19 protein-coding genes are annotated in these 22,979 nt (G+C 72.1%); 4 read left to right on the forward strand and 15 right to left on the reverse strand.

The window, feature by feature from the left end; genetic code table 11:
• The coding region (locus tag PV363_RS04760; RefSeq protein WP_301021780.1) for a GTP-binding protein at positions 1-1,733 on the forward strand (1,733 nt) is incomplete at its 5' end.
• Positions 1,734-1,752: 19 nt separating this feature from the next.
• Positions 1,753-2,436: a TIGR00266 family protein gene (locus tag PV363_RS04765; protein ID WP_220341474.1), complete on the forward strand. Its 684-nt coding sequence runs from the start codon at positions 1,753-1,755 to the stop codon at positions 2,434-2,436.
• Between the two features lie 7 nt (positions 2,437-2,443).
• Here PV363_RS04765 and PV363_RS04770 read toward each other — a convergent pair whose 3' ends face one another.
• Positions 2,444-2,869 carry a hypothetical protein gene (locus PV363_RS04770; RefSeq protein ID WP_220341475.1) on the reverse strand — a complete coding sequence of 142 codons (426 nt, stop codon included), beginning with the start codon at positions 2,867-2,869 and terminating at the stop codon, positions 2,444-2,446.
• Entirely contained in the window at positions 2,866-3,831 is a 966-nt protein-coding gene (locus PV363_RS04775) for a hypothetical protein (protein WP_301021781.1), read from the reverse strand. Before PV363_RS04775 ends, PV363_RS04770 begins: the two co-directional genes overlap by 4 nt.
• A gap of 144 nt (positions 3,832-3,975) precedes the next feature.
• Here PV363_RS04775 and PV363_RS04780 point away from each other — a divergent pair, with 144 nt between their 5' ends.
• Complete coding sequence (locus PV363_RS04780; RefSeq protein ID WP_220341477.1) at positions 3,976-4,713, forward strand: D-Ala-D-Ala carboxypeptidase family metallohydrolase; 738 nt, start codon at positions 3,976-3,978, stop codon at positions 4,711-4,713.
• Positions 4,714-4,761: 48 nt separating this feature from the next.
• Here PV363_RS04780 and PV363_RS04785 read toward each other — a convergent pair whose 3' ends face one another.
• The gene (locus tag PV363_RS04785) at positions 4,762-5,154 is read right to left on the reverse strand and encodes a PIN domain-containing protein (protein ID WP_301021782.1); all 393 of its coding nucleotides are present in this window, start codon (positions 5,152-5,154) and stop codon (positions 4,762-4,764) included.
• Complete coding sequence (locus PV363_RS04790) at positions 5,151-5,435, reverse strand: type II toxin-antitoxin system prevent-host-death family antitoxin (protein WP_220341479.1); 285 nt, start codon at positions 5,433-5,435, stop codon at positions 5,151-5,153. Before PV363_RS04790 ends, PV363_RS04785 begins: the two co-directional genes overlap by 4 nt.
• A 153-nt stretch (positions 5,436-5,588) precedes the next feature.
• On the opposite strand from PV363_RS04790, the gene PV363_RS04795 reads away from it, so the two are divergent.
• Complete coding sequence (locus tag PV363_RS04795) at positions 5,589-6,362, forward strand: hypothetical protein (protein ID WP_301021783.1); 774 nt, start codon at positions 5,589-5,591, stop codon at positions 6,360-6,362.
• A gap of 27 nt (positions 6,363-6,389) precedes the next feature.
• On the opposite strand, the gene PV363_RS04800 is transcribed toward PV363_RS04795, so the two are convergent.
• The 11 genes from PV363_RS04800 to PV363_RS04850 all read right to left on the reverse strand — a co-directional run.
• The gene (locus PV363_RS04800; RefSeq protein ID WP_301021784.1) at positions 6,390-9,683 is read right to left on the reverse strand and encodes a UvrD-helicase domain-containing protein; all 3,294 of its coding nucleotides are present in this window, start codon (positions 9,681-9,683) and stop codon (positions 6,390-6,392) included.
• Entirely contained in the window at positions 9,680-12,802 is a 3,123-nt protein-coding gene (locus tag PV363_RS04805; protein ID WP_301021785.1) for a PD-(D/E)XK nuclease family protein, read from the reverse strand. Before PV363_RS04805 ends, PV363_RS04800 begins: the two co-directional genes overlap by 4 nt.
• A 59-nt stretch (positions 12,803-12,861) precedes the next feature.
• Complete coding sequence (locus PV363_RS04810) at positions 12,862-13,431, reverse strand: hypothetical protein (RefSeq protein WP_220341483.1); 570 nt, start codon at positions 13,429-13,431, stop codon at positions 12,862-12,864.
• A complete protein-coding gene (locus tag PV363_RS04815) occupies positions 13,428-14,642 on the reverse strand; it encodes a heparan-alpha-glucosaminide N-acetyltransferase domain-containing protein (protein WP_301021786.1) in 1,215 nt (404 codons plus the stop codon). Before PV363_RS04815 ends, PV363_RS04810 begins: the two co-directional genes overlap by 4 nt.
• 75 nt (positions 14,643-14,717) lie before the next feature.
• Positions 14,718-15,569 (reverse strand): fumarylacetoacetate hydrolase family protein, encoded by an 852-nt coding sequence (locus PV363_RS04820; RefSeq protein WP_301021787.1) that lies wholly within the window; start codon positions 15,567-15,569, stop codon positions 14,718-14,720.
• A gap of 13 nt (positions 15,570-15,582) precedes the next feature.
• Complete coding sequence (locus PV363_RS04825; RefSeq protein ID WP_301021788.1) at positions 15,583-16,488, reverse strand: dihydrodipicolinate synthase family protein; 906 nt, start codon at positions 16,486-16,488, stop codon at positions 15,583-15,585.
• Positions 16,485-17,708, reverse strand: a complete 1,224-nt coding sequence (gene lhgO, locus PV363_RS04830) for an L-2-hydroxyglutarate oxidase (RefSeq protein ID WP_301021789.1) — start codon at positions 17,706-17,708, stop codon at positions 16,485-16,487. Before lhgO ends, PV363_RS04825 begins: the two co-directional genes overlap by 4 nt.
• Positions 17,705-18,451 (reverse strand): glucosamine-6-phosphate deaminase, encoded by a 747-nt coding sequence (locus PV363_RS04835; protein ID WP_301021790.1) that lies wholly within the window; start codon positions 18,449-18,451, stop codon positions 17,705-17,707. The genes lhgO and PV363_RS04835 overlap by 4 nt, the downstream gene beginning before the upstream one ends.
• Positions 18,448-21,282, reverse strand: a complete 2,835-nt coding sequence (locus tag PV363_RS04840) for a sugar-binding protein (RefSeq protein WP_301021791.1) — start codon at positions 21,280-21,282, stop codon at positions 18,448-18,450. The genes PV363_RS04835 and PV363_RS04840 overlap by 4 nt, the downstream gene beginning before the upstream one ends.
• Positions 21,283-21,330: 48 nt before the next feature.
• Entirely contained in the window at positions 21,331-22,140 is an 810-nt protein-coding gene (locus PV363_RS04845) for a carbohydrate ABC transporter permease (protein ID WP_220341489.1), read from the reverse strand.
• Positions 22,137-22,979 (reverse strand): sugar ABC transporter permease (locus PV363_RS04850; protein WP_301021792.1); only part of this gene is annotated, 843 nt, incomplete at its 5' end. The genes PV363_RS04845 and PV363_RS04850, both read right to left, overlap by 4 nt.

The raw sequence follows: 22,979 nt of genomic DNA on the forward strand, positions 1-22,979 counted from the left end.
CGGGCCACCCGGACTTCATCGCCGAGGTGGAGCGTTCGTTGCTGATCCTCGACGCCGCGGTGCTCGTCGTGTCCGCGGTCGAAGGCGTGCAGCCTCAGACGGTCGCCATCTGGCGCGCCCTCCGGCGGCTCGGCGTGCCGACGCTGTTCTTCGTCAACAAGGTGGACCGGCGCGGCGCCGATCTCGACCACGTCGTCTCGCAGGTACGGCGGCGGCTGACGGCCGACGTCACCGTGCTCTCGCACGTACGGAACATCGGGCACCGCGACGCGCGCGTCGAGGCGGTGGAGTCCGACGACCCGCGGCTGATCGAGGCGGTCGCGGCGGCTGACGACGACGTCCTGGCGTGCTGGGTCGAGGGCCGGCCGATCATGCCGGACCAGCTCGCGGCGGGCCTCCGCGACGCCGTACTCCGACGGGCCGTGACCCCGCTCCTCGTCGGCTCAGCGATCACCGGCGCCGGCATCGATGCCCTGCGTGACGCGATCACGACGCTCCTTCGCCCGGCTCCGGCGGCGAAGGGCCCGACCGGCGGGACAGTCTTCGCGATCGAACGCGACGTGCGGGGCCGGCGCGCGTGGGTCCGATGGTGGTCCGGCACGCTCCGAGTGCGGGAGAAGGTCACCGCGGCCGGTCTCCCCCCGGCCCCCGTGACCGAGATCGCGGTGAGTCGACCCGGCGGCCTGCAGACGACGAGGTCGGTCGAGGCGGGTGAGGTCGCGGTGGTGCGAGGGCTGGACGTCCGGATCGGCGACGTGCTGGGGAGCGCACCGGGACGGACCTCGTACCGCTTTCCGCCGCCGACGATGCAGACCGTGGTCACCCCGGACGACCCGACGCAGCGGGCGACGATGTTCGCCGGGCTCGCCGACCTCGCCGACGAGGACCCGTTGATCGACCTGCGTGTCGACGAGGTCGAGGGGGAGGCCGTCGTCCGGCTCCATGGTGAGGTGCAGAAGGAGGTCATCGCCGCCGTCCTCGAGGAGCGTTACGGCGTGCGGGTCAGGTTCGCGGAGACCTCGGTGGTGTGCCTCGAGCGGGTCGTCGGCGACGGCGACGCGCTCGAGGAGATCGGTGCCGCCGGCAACCCGTACCTGGCAACGATCGGCCTTCGGGTGGAGCCGGGAGCGCGGGGGAGCGGCGTCGCGTTCTCGGCGGGCAGCGAGCGTGGCAACCTCCCACCGGCGTTCGTGGCTGCGACGGAGGAAGGTGCCCGGGCGGCGCTCCGACAAGGGCTCCGTGGGTGGGAGGTCACCGACTGCCTCGTCACGATGACGACGTCGGACTACTGGCCGCGACAGAGCCACGCGCACCAGTCGTTCAACAAGGCCATGTCCAGCGTCGGCGCCGACTTCCGCAACCTCGCGGCGGTCGTCGTCATCGCCGCGCTCGAGCGGGCCGGGACGCAGGTGTGCCAGCCGATCGACCGGTACGAGGTCGAGCTCCCCGACAAGGCGCTGGCGCGCGTGCTCTCGCTCATCGGCCGGCTCGGCGGGACGGTGGCCGGATCGGCGCCTCAGGACGGGTTCACCGTGCTCACCGGTCACCTCCCCTCGGTGGCGGTGCCGGAACTCTCGCGTCGCCTGTCCGACCTGAGCGGTGGGGAGGCCGTGCTGACCGCGTCGCTGGACCACCATGCACCGGTACCCCAGGGCGGCACGCCGCCGAGCCGACGACGGACCGGGGCAGACCCCCGAGACCGCGACGCGTGGTTCCGCAGCGTAAGGCGGTAGGAGTTGGCACACTGCCCACATGGACATCGATATCACCAGCCGCCCTGGCTACGCCGCTGCCGTCTGTACCCTCTCGCCCGGCGAGTCGGTCAAGGCCGAGGGTGGAGCGATGATGGCGATGTCGTCCAACGTCGAGATCCAGACCTCGACCGGCGGCGGCATGCTCAAGGGTCTGCGTCGAGCGGTGCTCGGTGGCGAGTCGTTCTTCGTCAACACCTTCACTGCGCAGGGTGGGCCGGGCACGATCACCTTCGCGCCCGTGCTGCCCGGCGACATCGTGACGTGGACGTTGAGCGGAGAGACCGTGTTTCTCCAGTCGGGGGCCTACCTCGCCGCCGGACCCGAGATCGAGGTCGACAGCAAGTGGGGCGGCGCGAAGACGTTCTTCGGTGGCGAGGGTCTGTTCATGCTCCGCTGCACGGGCACCGGGCCGTTGCTCGTCGCGAGCTACGGCGCGATCGAGACGATGGACCTCGCGCCGGGGGAGCGGCACGTCGTGGACACCGGTCACCTCGTCGGCTGGAGCGAGGGGGTCGACTTCAAGGTGCGCAAGGTTGGCGGCTGGAAGTCGACGCTGCTCAGCGGGGAGGGTTTCGTCGTCGACCTGACCGGCCCCGGACGGGTCTATCTGCAGACGCGGAGCCAGGATGCGTTCCTCGGCTGGCTGATCCCGAAGCTGCCGCGGGACACCAGCTCGAACTGACCCCCGCTCACCGTGCCGGGTCGACCGAGGGAGCAGGACCTCGCGTCTCGGGGTCGGCGTTGACCCAGTCGGTGATCGCGTTGCCGATCTCGTCACCGCGAGGCGTCGTGTTGAGCCAGAAGAGGTCCCACATCTGGGGGTACGGGTCCGCGCGCCGTGCCCACTCGCGCGCGAGGCGGCGGAGGTTCTCGGGCTCGCTTCCGTCCCAGGGGACGAATCGGCTGTCCTTGCCCAGCTCACCGATCTCGATCAACCCGCTCGCGGAAAGCCGCGCGATGACACCGATGCAGAGATCGCGGAGGTCCGCAGGGTCGAGCGCGGACGCGGAGTCGAGATTGCGGGCGATACCGATGACCTCTGAGGCATCAACCCAATCGAGGCAGCCGCTGGAGAGGATCTCTTGATCAAGGGTCAGGCCATCTGCCGACTTCATTGGATATGAACCTTCCGTTTGATGCCGTCCCCAGCGATGACGTCGATCGTGACACCACCACTTCGTGATTCCTCCCGGAGTCCGATGATGATGCCATCTGGGCGCTTGACGGCGATTCCGTCGTAGCGATCGATCTCGGTGGGCAGACCTCGGGACGTGAGGCGACCGTAGAGGTCGCGGAGCTCTTGCTCGGTTGCGACCGTACGAACGTGCCGCCGCCGGCCGTGTGGGAGCTCATCGAGGACGTCGGCGACGTCGTCAACGTAGTTGCTGGTGTCCTTGACGTCGTCGGCATTCTCGAAGGCTTTGAGCAGCTTGCGGAGCTTGAGCAGCTTGCCGATCGGTAGGACCGAGGCGGCCTCGACCAGGCAGTCCGCGACGTTGCCGGTCTCGGGAAGACAGGCGCGTGGATCGCCCAGCAGGACCGTCAGCGCCGTGATCGCGGCGGGGTCGCCGCCGCGCCGGGGCCGTGTCACGGGCGGCGCGTACGAGGAAGGCACGGGCCCGAGCCCGCCGAGCCTTCGCCAGCCGTCGTCCGACGGGCCGGCATCGAGGAGCCTGGCGAGCTGCCGCGCGGCGTCGTCGAGCGAGCCCTCCAGCACGGCGTGCCGGCGATGAAGGTCGGCGGTCGTCGCCGCGCGAGTATCGGCGGCGGCCGCGTCGTACTCCGCGTTGAGCGCCTCCACACCTGCGTCGTAGATCGTCACGCTGACAGCCCAGGCCCGGACGACGGTCGCCGCGTATCGGGAGCGCTCGTCGACCTGGCCACCCAGCGCCATGACCGGCCCCGCCCCCAGCGGGATCGCGGTGAGGAGCGACCCGTCGACGTGGGACGAGGCCGCCACGACCCGGCGGACCGTCTCGTCCACGACGGAGCCCACGGCAGTGGCGCGGCCCTCGATCTCGCCGGCCGAGGCAAGGATCTGCTCGGGTGACGCGGGGTACGGGTCGAACAGCGGCATGCGCCGAACTGTCCCGCGAACCGACCGTCACGCGTCAGCGTTGTCCACAGCCTCCCTCAGGCGGTGCGCCCGCGGTTGGGGGTTGCCAAGATCGACGAGTGCGACGAACCTTGGCACAACGATCCTCACCCCTGGAGGCAGACCGTGGTCCGATCCATCCGTCATCTCGTCGCAGCACTTGCCCTCGTGATCGCCACCACCACGCTCGGCGTGGTCGCCACGGCCGGTCCGGCCTCTGCCGACGCCTGCTACACGTGGTCCCGCACGCTGTCCCAAGGATCGACGGGTGACGACGTCCGTCAGCTCCAGATCCGGGTGTCGGGCTATCCCGGCTCCGGGGGTGTCCTCGCCCTCGACAGCAGCTACGGCCCCGCCACCAAGGCGGCCGTCACGCGCTTCCAGCAGGCGTACGGTCTCACCGCCGACGGAGTCGCGAACGCCCAGACGTACTCCAAGATCTACGCGCTGCAGGACGACGACTGCACGCCGGCCAACTTCAGCTATGCCGAGCTGAACCGGTGCAACAGCACCTGGTCGGGCGGGGCGGTGTCCGCTGCGACGGCACGGGCGAACGCCCTCGTCACGATGTGGAAGCTCCAGGCGCTCCGCCACGCCTTGGGTGATCGACCGCTGACGGTCAACAGCGGCTTCCGCAGCACGTCGTGCAACAGCGCGGTCGGAGGAGCGTCCAACAGTCGGCACCTCTACGGCGACGCCGCCGATCTCGGTGCCGGCTCCCAGGGGTTCTGCACGATCGCGAAGCAGGCACGCAACCACGGGTTCGCGATGATCCTGGGGCCGGGCTACCCAGGCCATGACGACCACGTCCACGTGGCAGCACCCGCGTCGCGCTTCTGGTCCGCACCCACCTGCGGCATCTGAGCTGCCCGTCTGGCGGGCATCACAGATGCCCGCCAGGCGGGACAGCGCTCACGGGTGGACGATGTCGATCTCGGTGATCCGCGAGCCGAAGTCGCGTCGGTTGATCGTCACGAACTGGTCGGCACCCGCGGTGATCGCGGTGGCGAGGTGCAGCGCGTCGGGAGTCTTGAGCCGGTGCCGGAGCTTGAGGGCGGCAGCCACCACGGCGACGTCCTGAGTGACGGGGAGGAGCGCGAGCCGGCCAAGGATCGCGATCATGCGGAGGCGCTCGTCACGACGGTCGTCGGCGACGGTGAGCGCCTCGGTGACGAGCAGCGTCGATCCGATCCCGACCGGCACGTCGGGAGACGACGAGGTGTCGATCGCGTCGAGCAGGATCGCGCCCCGCTGGTCGGCGACCGCAGCACAGATGACGACGCCAGCGTCGAAGGCGACCGTCACCAAGAGTCTCGGTCCGCGCGGAGCGACCGGACCGCGGCGTCCGCATCCGCCTCTCGGGGCGCGCGGGGAAGCGGGAGCCCTCGATAGCTGTCGACCTCGTCGGCGATGGCGTCGGCCGCCGCGAAGAGATGGTCCGCGCGTGCCGCTCGTGCCGTGCGGGGAGCGGAGAGGCGGGCCACCGCGCGGCCGTGGCGGGTGATCGTGATCTCCTCGCCGGCCTCGACGCGGTCCAGCAGCGCCGCCAGCTGGGCCCGTGCCTGACTCATCGTGACGGTGGACATGTACAACAACGTACAGCGATGTACACACGGCGGACGTCGCGGGTCGACCGCGCGAGTGGAACGTGGTGTCCGTGCTCCGATACGGTGACGCGCACCCCCGCCCTCCACGGGAACGCTCGACTCCCGTGACTGCCCTCCGCCAAGGACTCCCGCATGCTCGACGACCACGCCACCACGACCGCGACGGGGCGCTCCGTCCCTGAGCTCGCCCTGGTCGACCTCGAGGAGCAGGCCTTGGAGAGATGGGCCAGCAACGGCGTCCTGATCGAGCGTGTGATGCAGCGCTGCAGCGCGCGCGAGGAGTTCCCCGTGGCGTCCGGGTCGTCGTTGTCGGCCGACGACATCACCAGCGGCCCGTACGCCACCAGCCAGACCCTTCGGCGGTGCCTGACCGCGGGGATCGATCACCTGCATGCCGTGAAGACACTCGTGGTCGACGCGCACGCCCCGCACTCGGCGGCCACCTGGTCGCTCGCGCACGGCGCGTTGGAGAACCTCGCCACCGCCTACTGGATCCTCGGACCCGCCAGCCGCGACGACCGCATCGAACGCACCTTGCGATGGCACGCCCAGGACATCGCCGACTCCGAGGCGGCGACCCGGCACCTCCGCCTGCCGAGCCTTCCCCCCGCCGAGGCGCGGCTGATCTCCCTCGAGATGGTCGCGCGTCGTCGTCGGCTCGACGTCGACGAGGTCCGGCGCGGCTATCGCGTCGAGACAGCCGTCGCGTACGCCGACGCGCAGCTCCCGCGGCCGAGCCTCGGGGTGCTCCTTCCGTGGACGCTGGGCTCTGCCTTCGCCCACGGACGCCCGTGGGCCGCGCTCGGCGCTCCGACCAACGCCCTCCTGCCCGCCCTGGCCGCGCTCCAGCTGCTCGAGGCCTTCCTGGCGCTCTACGAGCAGCGTGCCCGCAAGGCGCTGGTCTGACGCGAAGCCGACGTTGCGACGTCGGGCTCACCGACCGACGGGGACCTCCCACGCCTCACGGCCGACGCCGAGGAAGAGCAGCGACGTCGTGACAGAGGCACCGGTCGCCGCGCGGAGGCACTCCTCGTACGCCGCCACCTGCGGGCGGTAGAAGGCCGTCCGTGCGCCGAGCGCAGCCTGCGGGACGTCGTCGGTCTTGTAGTCGACGACGTGCAGCGTGCCGTCGTCGTCGCGGTAGATCAGGTCGACGAAGCCTTCGATCATCGTGCCGTCCTCGCTGACGGTGCCGACGTAGGACTCCCGCCAGTGCTCCCGCTCAGCGGCACGTCTCACCACCGGCGCCTTGAGCGCGGAGGCTGCGAGAGCGCGAACCTCGGCGGAGAAGTCCGTCACGGCCTCGGCGCGGCACTGCGCAGCGACCGCGTCGTCGAGCCCCGCACCGGTGGCCAGGTCGACCGCCTGCAGCACCCCGTGGACCGCACGTCCGACCGCCGACCCGTAACGACCTTTGCGCCACGGGGGGAGCTCGACGTCGCGCCCACCCTTGGCGCGGCCGGCGTCTGCCGGCGGGGTGTCGAGGAGAACGATCTCCGGATCGGTCCCTTCGAGGCCCGAGGCGCTCTGGACCGCGGTGAGTCGGGTTGCGGCACGTGCGTCGTCCAGCAGGGCCTGCCAGGCGGCGAGATCGGGCGGCGGCATGGGAGAAAGGTCACGCCGACGTCCACGAGCGCCTTCGGCAGGAGCGGAGTCGCCGTCGAGGCCGGAAGCGTCGGTCGCCCAGGCGTTCTCTCCTGCACCGGCGTCGGCGAGGATGCACGCGTTGGTGTCGGTCTTGTCGGCCACCCGGTGCAACGACACCACGAGATGGTCGCGCGCTCGGGTCGCACCGACGTACAGCAGGCGCCGACGCTCCAGGGCGTCCATCTGCTCGTCGACCGGGGCCGCTTCCTCGAAGTCGTTGGTCTGGACCTGCCCGACGAGCCGCACCTCGTAGCCGTCGTCGGTCCAGAGCAGCTGGACGCCCTTGCGCCGTTGTGAGCGGGTGCTCATGCCGGAGAGCACCACCACGGGGAACTCCAGGCCCTTGGCCCCGTGGATGGTCATGATCCGGATGGCGTCCACGTCGGTCTCGGGCAGCACCGCCTCGGCGACGCGCGCCGCGTCGTCGGCCTGACGCCTGGCCCACTCGAGGTAGGCACGGAGCCCTCCGTGCTCCACCTCCGACCACGCGCGGGCCTGGTCCACGACGAAGCGCAGGCGTCGCCACCCGTCGCGGGCGCGGGGGCCGACCGCGGCGGTCTCCAGCATTACCCGCTCGGCCACGATCGTCGTGAGGACCTCGCTCGGCGTCATCCAGCGAGCCCGGCGGACGAGGTCGCGCAACGCGTCCAACCCGGCAGCCACCGGATGATTGGGCCGTTCGAGGCGTTCGAGCGTCTTCGTGGTGGGAGCGAGCACGTGGAACGACCCGCCGGCGTGCTTCCAGGACCAGAGGTCGTCGTCGCCGCACCCGAAGAGCGGCGAGCGCAAGGACTGCACGCTCGCAAACTGGTCGCTGGGATCCGCGATCGTCTGTGCAGCCGTCAGGAGGTCTCGGACCTCGGCCGCCTGGTAGACCAGCGAGCTGGACTCGGCCCGGTAGGGGAGGCCCTCGCGGTCGAGCGCGGTCTCCAGCGCCTCGAGCGAGAGGCGGGACGGGATGAGGATCGCCACGTCCGCGAGCACGACCGGTCGCCACCCCCCGGTCCGCTCGTCCCGCACTGTCCAGCCCTCGTCGAGCGCCCGCCGGATGGCGGCGGCCACGTCGGCGGCCTCGAGGGCACGCAGCGCATCTGCTCTGATCGACTCGGTGTGCTCCACGCGACCGAGCACCGTGACCGCCGGTCCGACGGACGGGTGCTCGCTCCGCGCGGGGTCGAGCGGGGCGTACTCCGGTTGGGAGCGGGGTGACGCCTCGATCACGGTCGCGAAAACGTCGTTGACCCACCCCAGAACGGGAGCGACGGTGCGGAAGTTGGTGGTCAGCGTCACGCGGTCGTCGGCTCCGAACCAGTCTCGGGCGTCCAGGTAGAGCGCGATGCTCGCGCGGCGGAACCGGTAGATCGACTGCTTCGGATCGCCGACGACGAAGAGCGAGCCCGGCGGGACGACGACATCGTGCCAGTCCTCGGCGTCGGCGTCGCGGCCACCGGCGATGCGCACGGCGAGCTCGATCTGGATCGGGTCGGTGTCCTGGAACTCGTCGAGGAGGATGCGCCGGAACTGTGTCTGCAGAGCGGCGCGCACGCCCGCGTCGCGGCGCAGCACGTCGCGCGCCAGGACGAGCAGGTCGTGGAACTCGACGCGACCCTCCGCGGCCCGGCGCTCGGCGTCGGCGCGCACCCGGTGAGCGATCCAGGATGCGAGCGGCCGCAGCGTCGCCTCGGTCACCTCGTGGGCGACGGAGGCGGCGCGAGCCTGGAGCTCTTTGCACGCTGCCTTCAGACCCGCGAGATCGGGCCAGTTCGCGCCGCGCCCGTACGACGTCTTGAGCGTGTCGGCGCGGAGGAGCGTCGTGTATCGAGCGCGATCGTCGACCGCGGTCCGGAGCTCGTCGCCCCAGGCGCCGAAGGCGGCCAGACGAGGGAGGAACTTGTCGCTCTCGTCGGTGCACTCGTCAGCCCGCGCCGCGAGTCTGGACGCTGCCTCCCAGAGCGCGGACAGGTCGGGCAGCACGATGGCCGGGGCGCGCTGCGGGACACGGTCGGCGATGAGGTCCCAGTCGGCGTTGAAGGCGCGGGTCAACGAGCGGAGGTGGGCAAGTCGCACGTCGGCGGCGAGGGCGAGGAGCAAGGCCGTGCCCATCGCGTCGTCGTCGAGGAGCTCGCGCTGCATGACCGTCCAGCGCTCCTCGAACGCCACCGAGGACGCGACCTCGTCGAGGACCTCGATCAGCGGAGGGAGACCCGCCTCGATCGGGTGTCGGGTCAGGATGCGCTGCGCGAAGGCGTGCAGCGTGCCGATGGCGGCGGAGTCGAGGTCCTCGAGAGCTTCGGAGGCGCGCGCCTGGCGCTCCGGCATGACCGACGAGCGTCGCGCGCCCTCGAAGGCGACGCGCAGCCGGTCCCGCAGCTCGGCCCCGGCCTTCTCGGTGAACGTGACCGCGACGATGTGGCGAAGCGGCACGGGCGCCTCGGCGTCGAGCACCAGGAACGTCACCCGGTCGACCAGTGCTCGGGTCTTGCCGGAGCCGGCCCCGGCGTCGACGAACAGGTTGCGGTCGGTCTCTGTCGTGATCCGGTCGCGGGCGGGCTCGTCGTTCAGGGTCGTGAGCGACGTCATGCCAGCGCCTCAGGGTCGACGAGCTCGATCAGGTGCACGAGCGCGGCGTCGCTCCGCTTGTCCTCGTAGCGCTGTCGCGCCTCCTTGTGGCCGAGGCCGCCCGGTGTGCAGAACTCGCACTCGACGAAGCCGTACGCCGGTTGCGCGCTCGGGCGTCCGATGAAGACGCCCGCGGCGATGCCGTCGACGAGCGTCTGGAGCGTCTGGGCGTAGCGCGCCTCGAGATCGTCGTCGAGCGTGACCGGGATCCGCTCACCGGCGTTGCGGCGGACGAACCAGTACATCGCCTCGACACCGGTGACCGGCTTGTCGGCGACGCGCTCACGCGCCGCCAGCGCGTACACGGGGAGCTGGAGCTTTGTCCCGGCGGCGACCGGGTCCTGCCCCAGCTCACGGAACGGGTCCGCCCGGCCGGTCTTCACGTCGGTGACCAGAAGGACGCCGTCACGTGTCCGGTCGACCTTGTCCGCACTGCCGCGCATCAGCAGCCGACCGTCCGGCAGTGCGACAGCGACGGGGTCTCGATCGCTCCCGATGCCGAACTCGAGCTCGCTTCGGACGACCTCGGCGTCACGCCGCGCCCGATAGACGTCGTCGTCCACGAGCATGCGTGCGACCACCTGCCGCAGGGCGTCCAGCTCGGCTTCCCACAGCCGCCGGTGGCCGGTGAGCCCGCGCTCGACGAGATCGATCGCACGCTCGGTGACGAGCTCCTGCAGCCGCTGGTGCTGCGACGCGGTCCAGGGTTCGGCGTACGACGGGAGAGTGCCGGCGCCGGCGCTCTCGGTGATGAGGGCATCCAGCGCGCCGTGCACCAGGGTGCCGATCTCCGCCGCCGAGATCTGGACGATCTCCTCGGGCTGCTCCAAGGGCTCCACGCGGAGCAGTCGCTGGACGAAGTAGGCGAAGGGACACCGCGCGTACGACTCGAGGGCGGTGGGTGAGACCACCTGATCGCTGTGCGCGTAGTCGGGAAGGCCGGCCGCACCGGCGAGGTTGCCGTCGTAACGGGTGAACCGGGTGCTCGCGCGTGCGTCGATCAGGGCACGTGCCGCGGAGAGCAGCGCAGCGGGCTCCGGCGCGAGCAGGGTCCCGCTGGCTGCGGCGCGGATCTGCCACTCCTGCTCGGACGCCGGGAGGTCGGTCGTGAGGATGCCGTCGGCGAAGGAGCGGCTGCCGACGAGGAGTCCGTCGGTGGACGCGCGGTGCTTGTCCGGGCGGTCCCACTCGGTCGCCGCGAGCTCCTTGTTGCCGGTGAGCTCGCGCAGGCTGGGAAGCAGGAACTGGCTCGGGATCCGCGTGGTGCTGCGCCGCAGGTCGCCCCGCGGGAAGGACGCGGTCGACCTCGGCGCCGCGGCCAGCGCAGCGAGGAGGTGGCGCTGCTTGTCGTCGAGGGTCGAGCGGAGAGGATCCAGCTCGCCGGTGGCCGTGCGGAGCGTGTCGCTGAGCAGCGCGTCCTCGTGCAGGCGGCCCGGGAACGAGTCCTCGCTCAGACCGAGCACGAACACCTCGTCGAGGTCCATGCCGACCGCTGCCGACACCGGACCGACGAAGACTCCGTCGCCGTAGCGACCGACGCGGGGGAGCGAAGACTCCAGCTCGACGGCAAGGATCTCCGCGAGCGTCTCGGCGTCGACCGGGAGCTCGAACGCGTCCAGCGCCGCCAGACCGTGGATCGCCGACTCGACCGCGACCGCGGCGTACTGCTCCTCGGCAGGGAGCGCGGCCCACGCCTCGGACGTCCCGTACAGGTCGTGAAGGAGGTCGAGCGCCCACGTGCGCAGGTCCTGCCAGCGGCTGATCCGCGCGGCCTCCTCGAACCGTTGCTCGAGGAGGTCGACGAACTCCAGCATCGCGCCGGCGGCGCCGATCTCCCGATCGGCGGCCGCGACAAGTCCCTCGCGCGGGCTCTCCTGCGCGAGCTCCTGGTCCTTGAGCCGCAGCTGGTCGGCGATGAAGGTGGTCGTACGCGTGCGCCAGTCGCCTCGTCCGACGATGCCCGCGCGCCGTGAGATCCGCTCCCACCGCGAGACCGGGACGCGCCGGTCGGAGAAGGCGAGCACCGGTGCCTCGGCGAGTGCGGTGAACGTGTCCGCCCGGCCGAGACCGGTCCGGCCGGCGTCGAGGATGCCGAGGAGACCGCGTGCGATCGCGCGCTCCTGCACGGCGCGGGTCGCCGGGCCGTTGACGGTGAGCCCGCTCGCCTCGAGGTGCTCGTGGAGCTGGCGCGCGTAGGGGACGCGGGCGCCATAGAGGATGGCGACCCGGTGCGCGGGCGTTCGGTCCAGGGTTGCGACGACCTCGCGCACGACGCAGCGGACCTCGTCGTCGGCATCGGAGGCGTGCAGGACCCGAGAGGCGACAGGGCGAGGGACGGCCGTCTCCTCCGGGACAGCGAGCCCCATGAGATCGAGGCTGTGACGGACGGCGGAGTCCGCGCGCCGAACCCCCGTCATGCCCGCGACGACGACGCAGTCGGACGTCCCGGCCAGCGCACGCGCGAGTCCCGACTCGGCCCGGGTGAGGCGTTGGGGACGGAAGAGGACGACCGCTCCGAGCGGGGCGGCGCCCGGGGCGCCCTGCTCCACGAGACGGGTTGCCTCGCGCAGCAGGTCGGTCGCGTCGTACGACACGGGGTCGGTGAGGGCCACCACCTGCTCGTGCAGGCGGATGAGGTCGGCCGAGAGGCCCGTGGAGTCGCGCGCACGGGCGCGGCCGCCCGGGGAGAGGTCGCGGAGCTCTCGATGAGCGGCGACCAGGGCACGGATCGTCGCGGGATGGTCGGTCACCGGAGCGAAGACGCCGGGGTCCTGGTCGAGCGCCTGGCGCCACGCGGCGGCGAGGACCGGCTGCGTCGCCGGCCGTCGAGGGTCCATCCGGGCCGCGGCGACCTGCTCGGCGAGCCGGGGCAGGGTGGTCACGGTCAGCGCGGCGACACCGGGCGCGCCGTCGCGCAGGCCCAGAGCGAGGTGACGCCGCGCGACGATCCCGGCGACGTTGGTCGGCACGAGCACGGTGACGGGCGCCATGGGGTCGGTGCCCTTGGCCTCGGCGACCACCGCGGTCAGCGCGTCGAGTGCGGCTCGCCCGTAGGGCGCGGTCAGGACCCGAGTCGACATCCGCCCCCCTCTCGTGCTCTCCCGACCGTAGCGGGGTCAGGGGACGTTCGGGGCGAACCTCAGCCGCAGGAGTCGCACACGCCGGTCGCCGGCATCTCGAGGAAGCACCGCGGGCAGACGACGCCGGGACGCTCGACCTTGCGGAGCGTGGGCTCCCGGCGCGACGTCCGTGGGGCGTGCGCGGCGACCCGGGAGGACGGTCGGGGCCGGCCGCCGTCGGAGGGGAGCGGCGCACCGTACCGCTGGTAGCACGCGAACCGCTGCGCAGCCGCATGGCGGTCCGGATCGGCGACCGGCGAGCCGGTCACCCGCGCCACGGCCTCGCGGTAGCCGTCGGCGACCGTCCCGTCGGCCCGCACGCACAGCGACGTGATCGCGGGCTCGCCGCGCTCGTGGGCGTCGGCGGCGACCTCGGCGAGGACGTCGCCGATCCAGGTCGCCGACTGACCCTGCGCCTTCACGCCCGTACGCCGTTGCACCTCGGCCGCGAGGTCCTGATCGGTGACGTCACCGCCGTACTCGCGCGCCTTCTCGACGAGCACCTCGCGGGCGCTCTTGACCCAGAAGTGCAGTGCGGTCTCGTACGCGACCGGCTGTCCGTCGCCGATCCGGAAGGTCGTGGCAGTCACGGATCGATCGTACGGCCGCCTCCTCCGACGGCCTGTGCCGCACCCCGGGCGGCGGCTGCGGCGGCCGCCTCGAGCGGCCCGCGGCCGACGTAGCGGCGCCACGGGACCGCGATCAGCGCCGCCACCGTGACGTGGACGAGGAGCGCGTGGTCGATCGTGCGCGGGAGCAGCGTCGAGATGAGGACGACGTGCAGCGAGTAGAGCGTGAACGTCATGCTCCCGATCGCGGCGGCAGGCCAGAGGAACCGCCCGATCACGTGCTCCAGCATCAGCATCAGACCCAGCACGGCCAGCGAGGTCCCGAGGGTGTGGAGGAGGTCCGGCGGCGCGCCGGAGTGCGGTGACGCGATCCCCAGCCATGCCCACGAGGAGGTGGGTGTCTTCCCCGCGAACCCGACGTGCAGGAGGTTCTCGTCGACGGGCACCCACGCGAGGGTGTCGCCGGTGCCGGTGGCCTTGAGCACCTCGAGTCCGCCTCCAGCGAGCCAGCTCGACGAGCTCACCCAGGCTGCGATCGCCAGGAGGGTGCCCGTCACCGCGATGCCGGCGGCGACACCGATCCGACCGAGCGGGAGCCTTCCGACGCCCATGCCCACGAGGAGGTAGGCCGTCCAGGTCACCACCGGGTAGTAGCCGGTGAGAAGAAGGTTGACCACGGTGTCGGCGGGATCGGTGACGACCGTGACGATGTCGGGCACCGCCGAATCCAGCGGCACCGTCACCGTGTGGCGCAACGCCTGGCTGATCACCGGCATGACGACCGCGGCGACGAGGCCGAGCCCGATCAGCCAGCCCGCGCTCAGGCGGAGGAACGGCAGCGCGACCAGGAAGAGCACGCCGTAGTAGCAGAGGATGATCGCCAGTCCCGACTCGAACGAGCCGAGGACGAGGCCGACCGCTAAGAGCACGCCGGCCCGGGCCGCCGTTGCGGCCGCAGCCTGGAGCCAGGAGCGCCCGCGCGGGGGCCGGGTGCCGCCGCTGGCGAGCGCGATGCCGACACCGGCGAGCAGCGCGAACAGGGCGGAGGCACGCCCTGCCGCGAGGAGATGGACCGTGGACGTCGAGCCGTCCGGCCCGATCCTGGACTCCAGGTGGGTCGCCATCATGCCGATCAGCGCGACGGCGCGCGCCGCGTCGACCCCGAGCAGACGCCGCGTGGCGAGGATGGTCGATCGCTCACGTCTGCGCGTGTCGGCCGCCGGGGAGGACATCGTCGCCCTTGCTCAGACCACGATCACGAGGGTCACATCGCCGGTCATGCGCTCAGCGTACGGCCGGGGGAGCGCTCACCCGACCGTCCTGACCGGGTTCTCCAGGAAGGAGAGCCCATCGCCGAGCTCGCACCGCACGGTGTCGCCCGCCTGGATCGCCACGGCGCCCGGTGTCCCGGTCGACAGGATGTCGCCAGGGAAGAACGGCATGACGTGGCTGTGGAAGCTCAGCAGCTCTGCGGGGGAGAACGTCATGCCGCCCACCACGTCCTCGCGGTGGACCGCGCCGTTGTGGATCGTTGCGACGCGTAGATCCTCCAGCGGCCCCTCCGCCAGCACCTCGTCGAGGGTGATCAGCTCGGGCCCGAAGGCGAAGAAGGTGGGGTAGTTCTTGACCCGGGTCAGATAGCGGGGGTTCTCGAGGAGGACCTCCTCGGCCGTCTGGTCGAGCACCGCGACGACCCCCGCGACGTACGCCATCGCCTCGTCGACGCTGACGCGGTAGCAGGGCCGGCCGACGACCAGACCGAGCTCGGCCTCCGAGGTCACCGTGCCGAGGTCGCCGGGGACGACGATCGGCTCGCCGGGCCCGACGATGGTGTGGTCGGCCTTGAGGAAGGAGGCCGGCGACGTACGGGGTGCCTCCTCGCCGAGGTCACCCGCGTGCGCCCGGTAGTTGAGCCCGATGCCGAGGATCTTGCGCGGCCGCGTCCAGGGCGTGAGCACCGCTGCTCCGGGATCGACCAGGGCAGAGGTGTCGACGCCGGCAGCGATCGCGCGGGCAAGCTCGCCGAGACGGTCGCCTTCGAGGAGAGCCATCACGTCGTCCGGCGCCCCGGGGAGCACCTGGTCGATCCGGGCGAGTCCCTCGGCGACGGTCACGCACGCGGTCGGTCGGCCGTTGAGCTGGATGGTCGAGAGTCGCACGGGCGGTCCTCCTTCAGAGGGCGGACGAGAGGGGCCCGGACGCCGGGACGGTGGCCAGGTGGCGTTCGAGGAGCGGGACGAGCTCGGGCGGGAGGGCACGCGCGGGCGGACGGACGCGACTGGTGCCGAGGATCCCGCGCCGGTGCAAGAGCTCCTTGCGGATCGACAGGCCGATGCCGACCTGGCCTTCGAAGGTGGCGAGCGGAAGCCACGGCGCCCACTGCGCCCGGGCGTCCTCGAAGCCGGTGTCCCGGTACGACCTCAGGACGGCGGCGAGCGCGGCCGGATGGCTGAATCCGGTCATCGCGCCGGCCGAGCCCGCCATCAGCTCGTCGAGGAGCCCGACTCCTCCCAGCCCACCGAAGACCGGCACGTCCAGGGCAGCCGTCAGGCGGGCGACCGCGAGCGACGTCGGGGGAGTCTCGGACTTGACGCCGACGACGAACGGACACGCCCGGGCGATCGCGACGACCGTCTCGTCAGGGACGGTGATGCCGGAGACCACGGGGTAGTCCTGGAGCAGCACCGCTGATCCTGTCTCCTCGTGCAGCCGGCGCAGCGACGCCGCCACCGACCCGGGATCGGGGTCGTTGATCTGAGCCATCACGGCGACCGGCGGTCGGGGCACCGCGGCGAGCAGGCGGTCGGCCTGTCGTACGACCTGCTCGGGGTCGCGCTCCGACAACCCCAGCACGTACGGGAGGTCGGTGCTCGCCGCCACGGTGCGTGCGACGGCGACCGCCTCGGCGTCGGACAGCGCCGCCGCCACCCCGACGACCCCGCGCGCGACCAGGCCGTCGCAGCCGTCGGCGACGAACGACCCGACCTCGCGCTGCAGCGAGGGAAGGTCGAGGGCGAGAGCCGTATCGAAGGGCGTGGCGAGCACGCCCCACAGCCCTGGTTCGAGAGTGACGTTCACAGGTCCTCCGTACGGGTGGATTCGGCGACGAGGGTGCCGACGTGCTCGGCGATGGCGAGGGCGGACGTGGCAGCGGGCGAGGGCGCGTTCCGGAGGATCACGAGGCGCTCGCGTGCGGTGATGCGGAAGTCGTCGACGAGCCCGCCGTCGCGGTCGAGCGCCTGGGCTCGGACGCCTGCCCGCCCGGGGACCACGTCGTCGTCGGCGAGCTCGGGCAGGTACGCGCGGGCGGCGGCGACGAAGCGACGCCGGCTCAGCGATCCGGCCGTCTCTCTCACGCCGGTCCGCCAGTGGTGACGCGCGAACCTCCAGAACGCCGGGCTGCGAGCCACCTGGGCCAGGTCGTGCGCGGACACGGTGCGCCAGTCGTACCCCTCCCTGGCGAGGGCGAGCACGGCGTTGGGGCCGACCAGGACCTCGCCGTCGACGCGGGGCGTGAGGTGCACGCCGAGGAACGGGTAGCGAGGATCGGGAACGGGATAGACGAGCCCGTTGACCAGGCTGCGCCGCTCGGGGCGGAGGGCGTAGTACTCGCCACGGAACGGGATGATCACCGGATCGGGGTCGTCGCCCGCCATGGCGGCGAGCCGGTCGCTCTGGAGACCTCCGCACGCCACGACGTGGTCGAAGGCGATGTCGGTGGTGCTTCCACCCGTCGCGACCGCCAGGACGACCTCCGCCCCCCGCCGACCGATGGCGGTGACCTCGTGGCCGAGCCGCAGGCTGGCTCCTGCCGCCACCGCGTCGGCGGCGAGAGCCCGTGTCACCTCCGCGAAGTCGACGATCGAGGTCGACGGCGAGTGCAGCGCGGCGATCCCGGCCACGTGGGGCTCGATCTCCCGGAGCTCGGCCGCGCTGAGGATCCGCACCCCGGGGACGCCGTTGGCGAGGGCCCGACGCTCGATCCCGGCCAGGCGTGCGCGCTCGTCGTCGTCGAGCGCGACCAGCACCTTCCCGCACGTGACGCGCTGGATGTCCATCTCCTCGCAGTACGCCTCGAGCAGCGCCACCCCTCGCCGGCACATCAGGGCCTTCGCCGACCCGGGCTCGTAGTACAGCCCGGCATGGACCACGCCGCTGTTGCGCCCGGTCTGGTGCGCGGCGAGCTCCGGCTCCTTCTCCAGCAGGGTGACGTGCGCGGCCGGGTCGCGGCGGAGCAGCTCCCGGGCGACCGCGACGCCGAGGATCCCGCCTCCGACCACGGCGTGACGTGTGGTCACCGGTCCGCTCCTGGCTCACCCGCGGCCGCCCGGTCGGTGACGAGGTAGGAGTCGGGATGCCGCTGCAGCACCGAGGCTGGGCAGGCGGGGTCGACCGGTCCGTGCAGAGCGGCGCGTACGGCGTCGGCCTTGCGCTCACCGAGGGCGATCAGGACGAGGCGCCGTGCCTGCATGATGGTGCCGAGGCCTTGCGTGATGGCGTGGGTGGGGACCTCGGCGAGGGAGTCGAAGAAGCGAGCGTTGTCGCGCCGGGTGGTCTCGGTGAGCCGGACGACCCGGGTGCGGGAGTCGAGCGCCGATCCGGGCTCGTTGAACCCGAGGTGCCCGTTGCGCCCGATCCCGAGGACCTGCACGGCGACCCTCGCCTCCGCCACCTCGCGCCCGTAGCGCTCGGCCTCGGCGTCGGGGTCGGCGGCCTGCCCGTCCGGGCCCCGGACCTCGAGGCCGAGGGCGTCGGCGACCTCGCGCCGGATGACCGACGCGTACGAGTTCCGGTCGCCTACGGGGAGGCCGAGGTACTCGTCGAGGAGATAGCCGCGTCGCGCCACCCGGCGCGGCGCCGTCCCCGCCCTGACGCGTCGGACGATCTCGTCGTACGCGCCGAGCGGGGACGATCCGGTCGCCAGCCCGACCGAGCACTCGTCGTCGCACGCCTCGAGGATCAGGTCGGCGGCCGTCGCCGCCACCTGGTCCGCGTCGTCGCGGACCAGGTGGCGGGCGGTGGCTCCGAGAGGTTGCGTCACCGCACCCTCACCGACGAGCTCGCAGTGCCTTCGGAGCGGTCAGGATCGAACCCGAGGAGCACCGACGTGGGCCGCGCCGTCACCGGGATGCGGACCTGGTGTCGTCCGGGCCGCAGCGCGACCTCGGTCGAGCCGACCTCGCGAGCATCGGCGCCCGCCACCGCGAAGAGGTGCGCGGTGCCCCGCTGCCGCACGTCCACGGTCACCACTGCCGTACCTCCCCGGACCGCCGCCCGGACCACGCGGGCGGTCCGCCTCGGGTCGAGGGTCGGCAGGCCGGAGAGCCCGACGCCGGAGCGTACGGCCTGCTCGACCGACTGCGGCGAGTCGAGGCTGTCGAGCGCCGGGAAGTCCAGCGTCGGCGGCGTGGTCTCGACCTGCGGCGGCGCGCCCCCGCCGAGCTCGACGCGACCCCACCGGTAGGGATCGCCCTGGACGCCACCCCACGTGGACCACCCGAGCCGCGTCTGGCCCGCCTTGTCCTGGGTGTCGGAGTCGTAGACGAACATGTTGAAGCCCATGCGGTCGGGGTCGACCGTCGCCGGCAGCGCCGACAGCGGGATCTTCATCTCGATGACGTAGCCCGTGTAGGGCGCGGTCACGGCTGACGCCATCTCGAACCCTGGCGCCACGTTGCCCGGGTCGAGCGTCGTCTCGTCCGAGCCGCCCTCCCCGGCCATCGGGAACGCTCCGATCGGGCCCTGGCGGTTGTCGGCGTCGCGGGCGGCGCACGACTGACCCTCGGCGGTGAACGGGAGAGCCCCGATCTTGAAGGTGGTGGAGGTGTTCTCCGACGTCCCCGTCGGGTCGATCGCGACCTCGAGCGAGTCCACGCGCCAGTGACGCTTGCAGTCCGACGCCGCGAGCACGGCGCTCTTGACGTCGTCGGTCACCTCGGCGGCGACGTAGAGGTCGTCGCCCGCACGGGTGACGTAGCCGGTGGCGCTGCAGTCGGCAGGCGAGGTGCAGGCGTCGCCCTCCCACCGCCGCGACAGGTCGATCGTCGAGGCGTACTCCCCGGGGGCGACCGTACCGTCGAGCGTCGGCGCCGCCGTCTCGCCGACCTGTGCCGTCGGCACCAGCTCGAGCGCCGCCGTGGCGGTGGAGGAGCCAGAGGTGCTGGTCGTGGTGATCGTGTAGGCGTAGTCACCGCCGGCCCCGCCCTCGTTGGACGTCGGGAGCGTGTCGTCGGTGTTGGTGACCTCGATCTCGACGCGCTGCGTCGCCCCGGGCGCAAGGTCCTCGTACGCGACGGTGTCGTCGGCCGTCGCGAAGCCGTCGGGCAGGTCCACGGTCACCGTGCCGGACTGCGGGGTGTCGCTGCGGTTGGTGACGTCGATCCCGACCGTACGGCTTCCGCCGCTGGGCAGGGTCAGGACCGGCGCGACCAGCCCACGGAGCTGCGGGAGGCCCACCGTCGGCGCCCAGGCCTCGAACTCTGCGACCTGGGGGAGGAGCTGCTGGGTCCCGGACACGTCCGGGGTCACCGACAGCTTCTGGTTGGTGTAGCCCGTCCGTGAGCCGGAGCGGACGTCGAGCCCGATGAGCGCCCGGGTGTTGGGCGCGGCGTCGGCCGGCGCCGTGACGGTGACCTGGCGGGTGACCGTCCGTCCGCGCGGCACGGTCCCGAACCTGACGGACCGCGTCCCGCGCCACCCCTCGGGGAGGACCACGGTGCCGGTCGCCTGGACCAGGCGGGCGCGCGGGGGAGCGGTGAGGCGCGCGGTGAGCGTCACGCTCTGCCCGGGTACGAGGTCGACCGTCTCGCCAGTGAGCTCGAGTCCGGTGCCGAGCGGAAGCCCGCGCGGAGCCTGGAGCACCGCACCGTGGAGCATCGCTGCCGGGGACGCCGCGGCGGCCGACTGGTCGCCTCGGGCGAACGGCACGCGCGAGGCGACCTGGGTGAAGTAGTCGCACCCGATCGCCTGGGGGTCGGTGCTGGGGTCGGGGAACCCGGCCCAGCCCTGCGAGGCGTACTTGCGCTGCGCCTCGCGCTCGACGAGCGCCCAGGTCTTGCCGCTGGCCGACCGCTCGCCGGCCCACACGCCGTACACGTCGTCGGTCGGGTCGGTCGGGGTGAACGCGCGAGGGCACGTCGACCCGGCGGGGCCGGAGCCGCGGGCGGAGTTCAGGAAGAGCTTGTCCGGCGCGTACGCGCGCAGGCCCTCCTTCGTGATCTGCGAGCGGAAGCGCCGCGGGTCGCCGGCGACGGCGTACGCCTCCGCGGCCAGCCGCGCGGCCTGCTGGTGGCCGCCGTGGTTGCCCGGGGTGGGGGCGGGGGTCATCGTCACCACGACGTCGGGACGGGTCTCACGGACGATCCGGACCAGTCGCTCGAGCGTGTCCTCCTCGTCCCACGCCTGCTGGTGCAGCGGCGCGCTGACCGAGTAGTAGAAGTCGACCTTGTCGAGGTTGAACACGTCCTCGACGCCGGCGGTGCCCACCGCAGCGCGCTCCTCACGCTCGCGGATGAGGCCGAGCGCGGGGCCCTCCTCGGGACCCACCGCGTTGCCACCGCCCTCGCCGCGGGTGATGGTGACGACGCCGACGCGACTTCCGAACTGCTCGCCCCACTGGCCGAAGGTCGAGAGCCGTCCCGACTCGTCGTCGGGGTGGGCGCCCACGAAGAGCACGTCGAGATCGGTCGCCGTCGAGTGCCTCCCCGTGCTGGGCCGGTCGGCGTGACCGGACGACGCCGGTGCCGCGGCGGCCGGGCCGGCGACGAGCCCTGCGCCGAGCAAGGCCGCGGCTGCCGACGTCGTGGCGAGCCTGCGCCATCGTGGTGGTGCGGCACCGCCGGAGTCGATGGTGTTCGTGGTGCGCTGGATCATGAGTCCCCCTCTGGTTCTCGGTCGATCGTCGACGTGCGGCTGAGCGGGTCAGCCCTTGACCGCCCCCTCGGTCATGCCGCGGATGAAGTGCCGCTGCGCGACCAGGAAGAGCACGAGCATCGGCAGCGCCACGATGAGCGCGGCCGCGGCGAGCAGCGACGGCGAGCCGGTGTACTGCCCGCTGAAGAACGTCAGCCCGAGCGGCGCCGTCCGGAGGTCCTCGTTGCTGGGGATCATCACCAGCGGCAGGAGGAACTCGTTCCACGTCCACATCGAGAACAGCACGACCATCGTGATGATCGCCGGACGGCCCATCGGCAGCAGGATCGACCAGAAGACCCGGAAGTGGCCGGCGCCGTCGAGCCGGGCCGACTCGACGAGCTCGCGCGAGGTGCCGCGGAAGTAGGCCCTCATCCAGAACGTGCCGAAGGCCAGCGACTGAGCGACCTGCGGGAAGATCAGCGCCTGGTAGGTGTTGGTCTGGCCGAGGTCGCGGAGCTGGTAGTAGAGCGGGACGACGATGGCCTCGTTGGGGACCATCAGGCCGAGCAGCAGCACGTAGAACAGCACCGAGGACCCGCGGAACCGCATCGTCCCGAACGCGTAGCCGAGCAGGCACGAGAGCGCCGTCGCCAGCACCACCACGCAGACGGTGACGATCACGCTGGAACGCATGTAGGTCGAGAAGTGGCCCTCGTCCCACGCCGTGGCGAGGTTGCTCCAGACGATCCCGGTCTCGTTGGGGTTGTCGGAGACGAACGCCGACGCGACGATCATCGCGATCGGGAAGAGCGCGACCACGGTGCCGAGGGCGAGCACGACGATCGTGACGCTGCGTTCGAGGCGAGGCTCGCTCATCGCTCCTCCCGCTCGGGGATCCGGTTGACCAGCACGGTGAGGAGCATGATGAACGCCGCCAGGATCAGCGCGATCGTGACGCCGGTGCCGACCTCGCCCTGGCGCATCGACTTCATGTAGACCTCGTACGCCGGGACCGCGCTCGCGCCGCCCGGGCCGCCGGAGGTCATGAGATAGACGAGGTCGAACGTCCGCAGCGCGGCGACCATCGTCAGCGTCAGGGCGACGGCGAGCTCGTTGCGCAGCGAGGGCAGGCTGATCGCGAATGTCTCGCGGAAGAACCCGGCGCCGTCGAGACGGGCGGCGTCGTAGATCGAGCGCGGCACCCGCGAGAGGCCCGCGAGGAAGAGCACGGTGCACAGTCCCGTCCCGAGCCACGTCCCGACGACGCCGATGGCGACGAGGGCGGTGTCGGGGTCGCCCAGCCAGCCGCGGGTGAGGCCGTCGAGACCGATCGCGCGGAGGGCCTCGTTGAGCGGCCCGTCGGGGGCGAGGATCCGCTTCCACGCCACCGCGACGACCGTCAGGGCGATCACCTGCGGCACGAACACGACCGCCTGGAAGACGCCTCGGCCGCGGACGGTCGACCGCATCAGAAGCGACGCGGCGAGCAGTCCGAGGAGGACGGGGACGAGTGAGAAGAACACGACGAGGACGAGGGCGTGCCCGAACGGGGCGCGCAGCGTCGGGTCGGTCAGCACGTCGGCGTAGTTCTGAAGGCCGACCCAGGTGCCGGGGGAGAGCCCGTCCCACGCGAAGAACGACAGCCACACGGCGTATGCCAGCGGGGCCAGCAGGAAGAGCGTGAGGACGACGAACCCGGGGAGGATGTAGAGGTA

This window comes from Mumia sp., from assembly GCF_028803055.1.
GTDB lineage: Bacteria > Actinomycetota > Actinomycetes > Propionibacteriales > Nocardioidaceae > Mumia.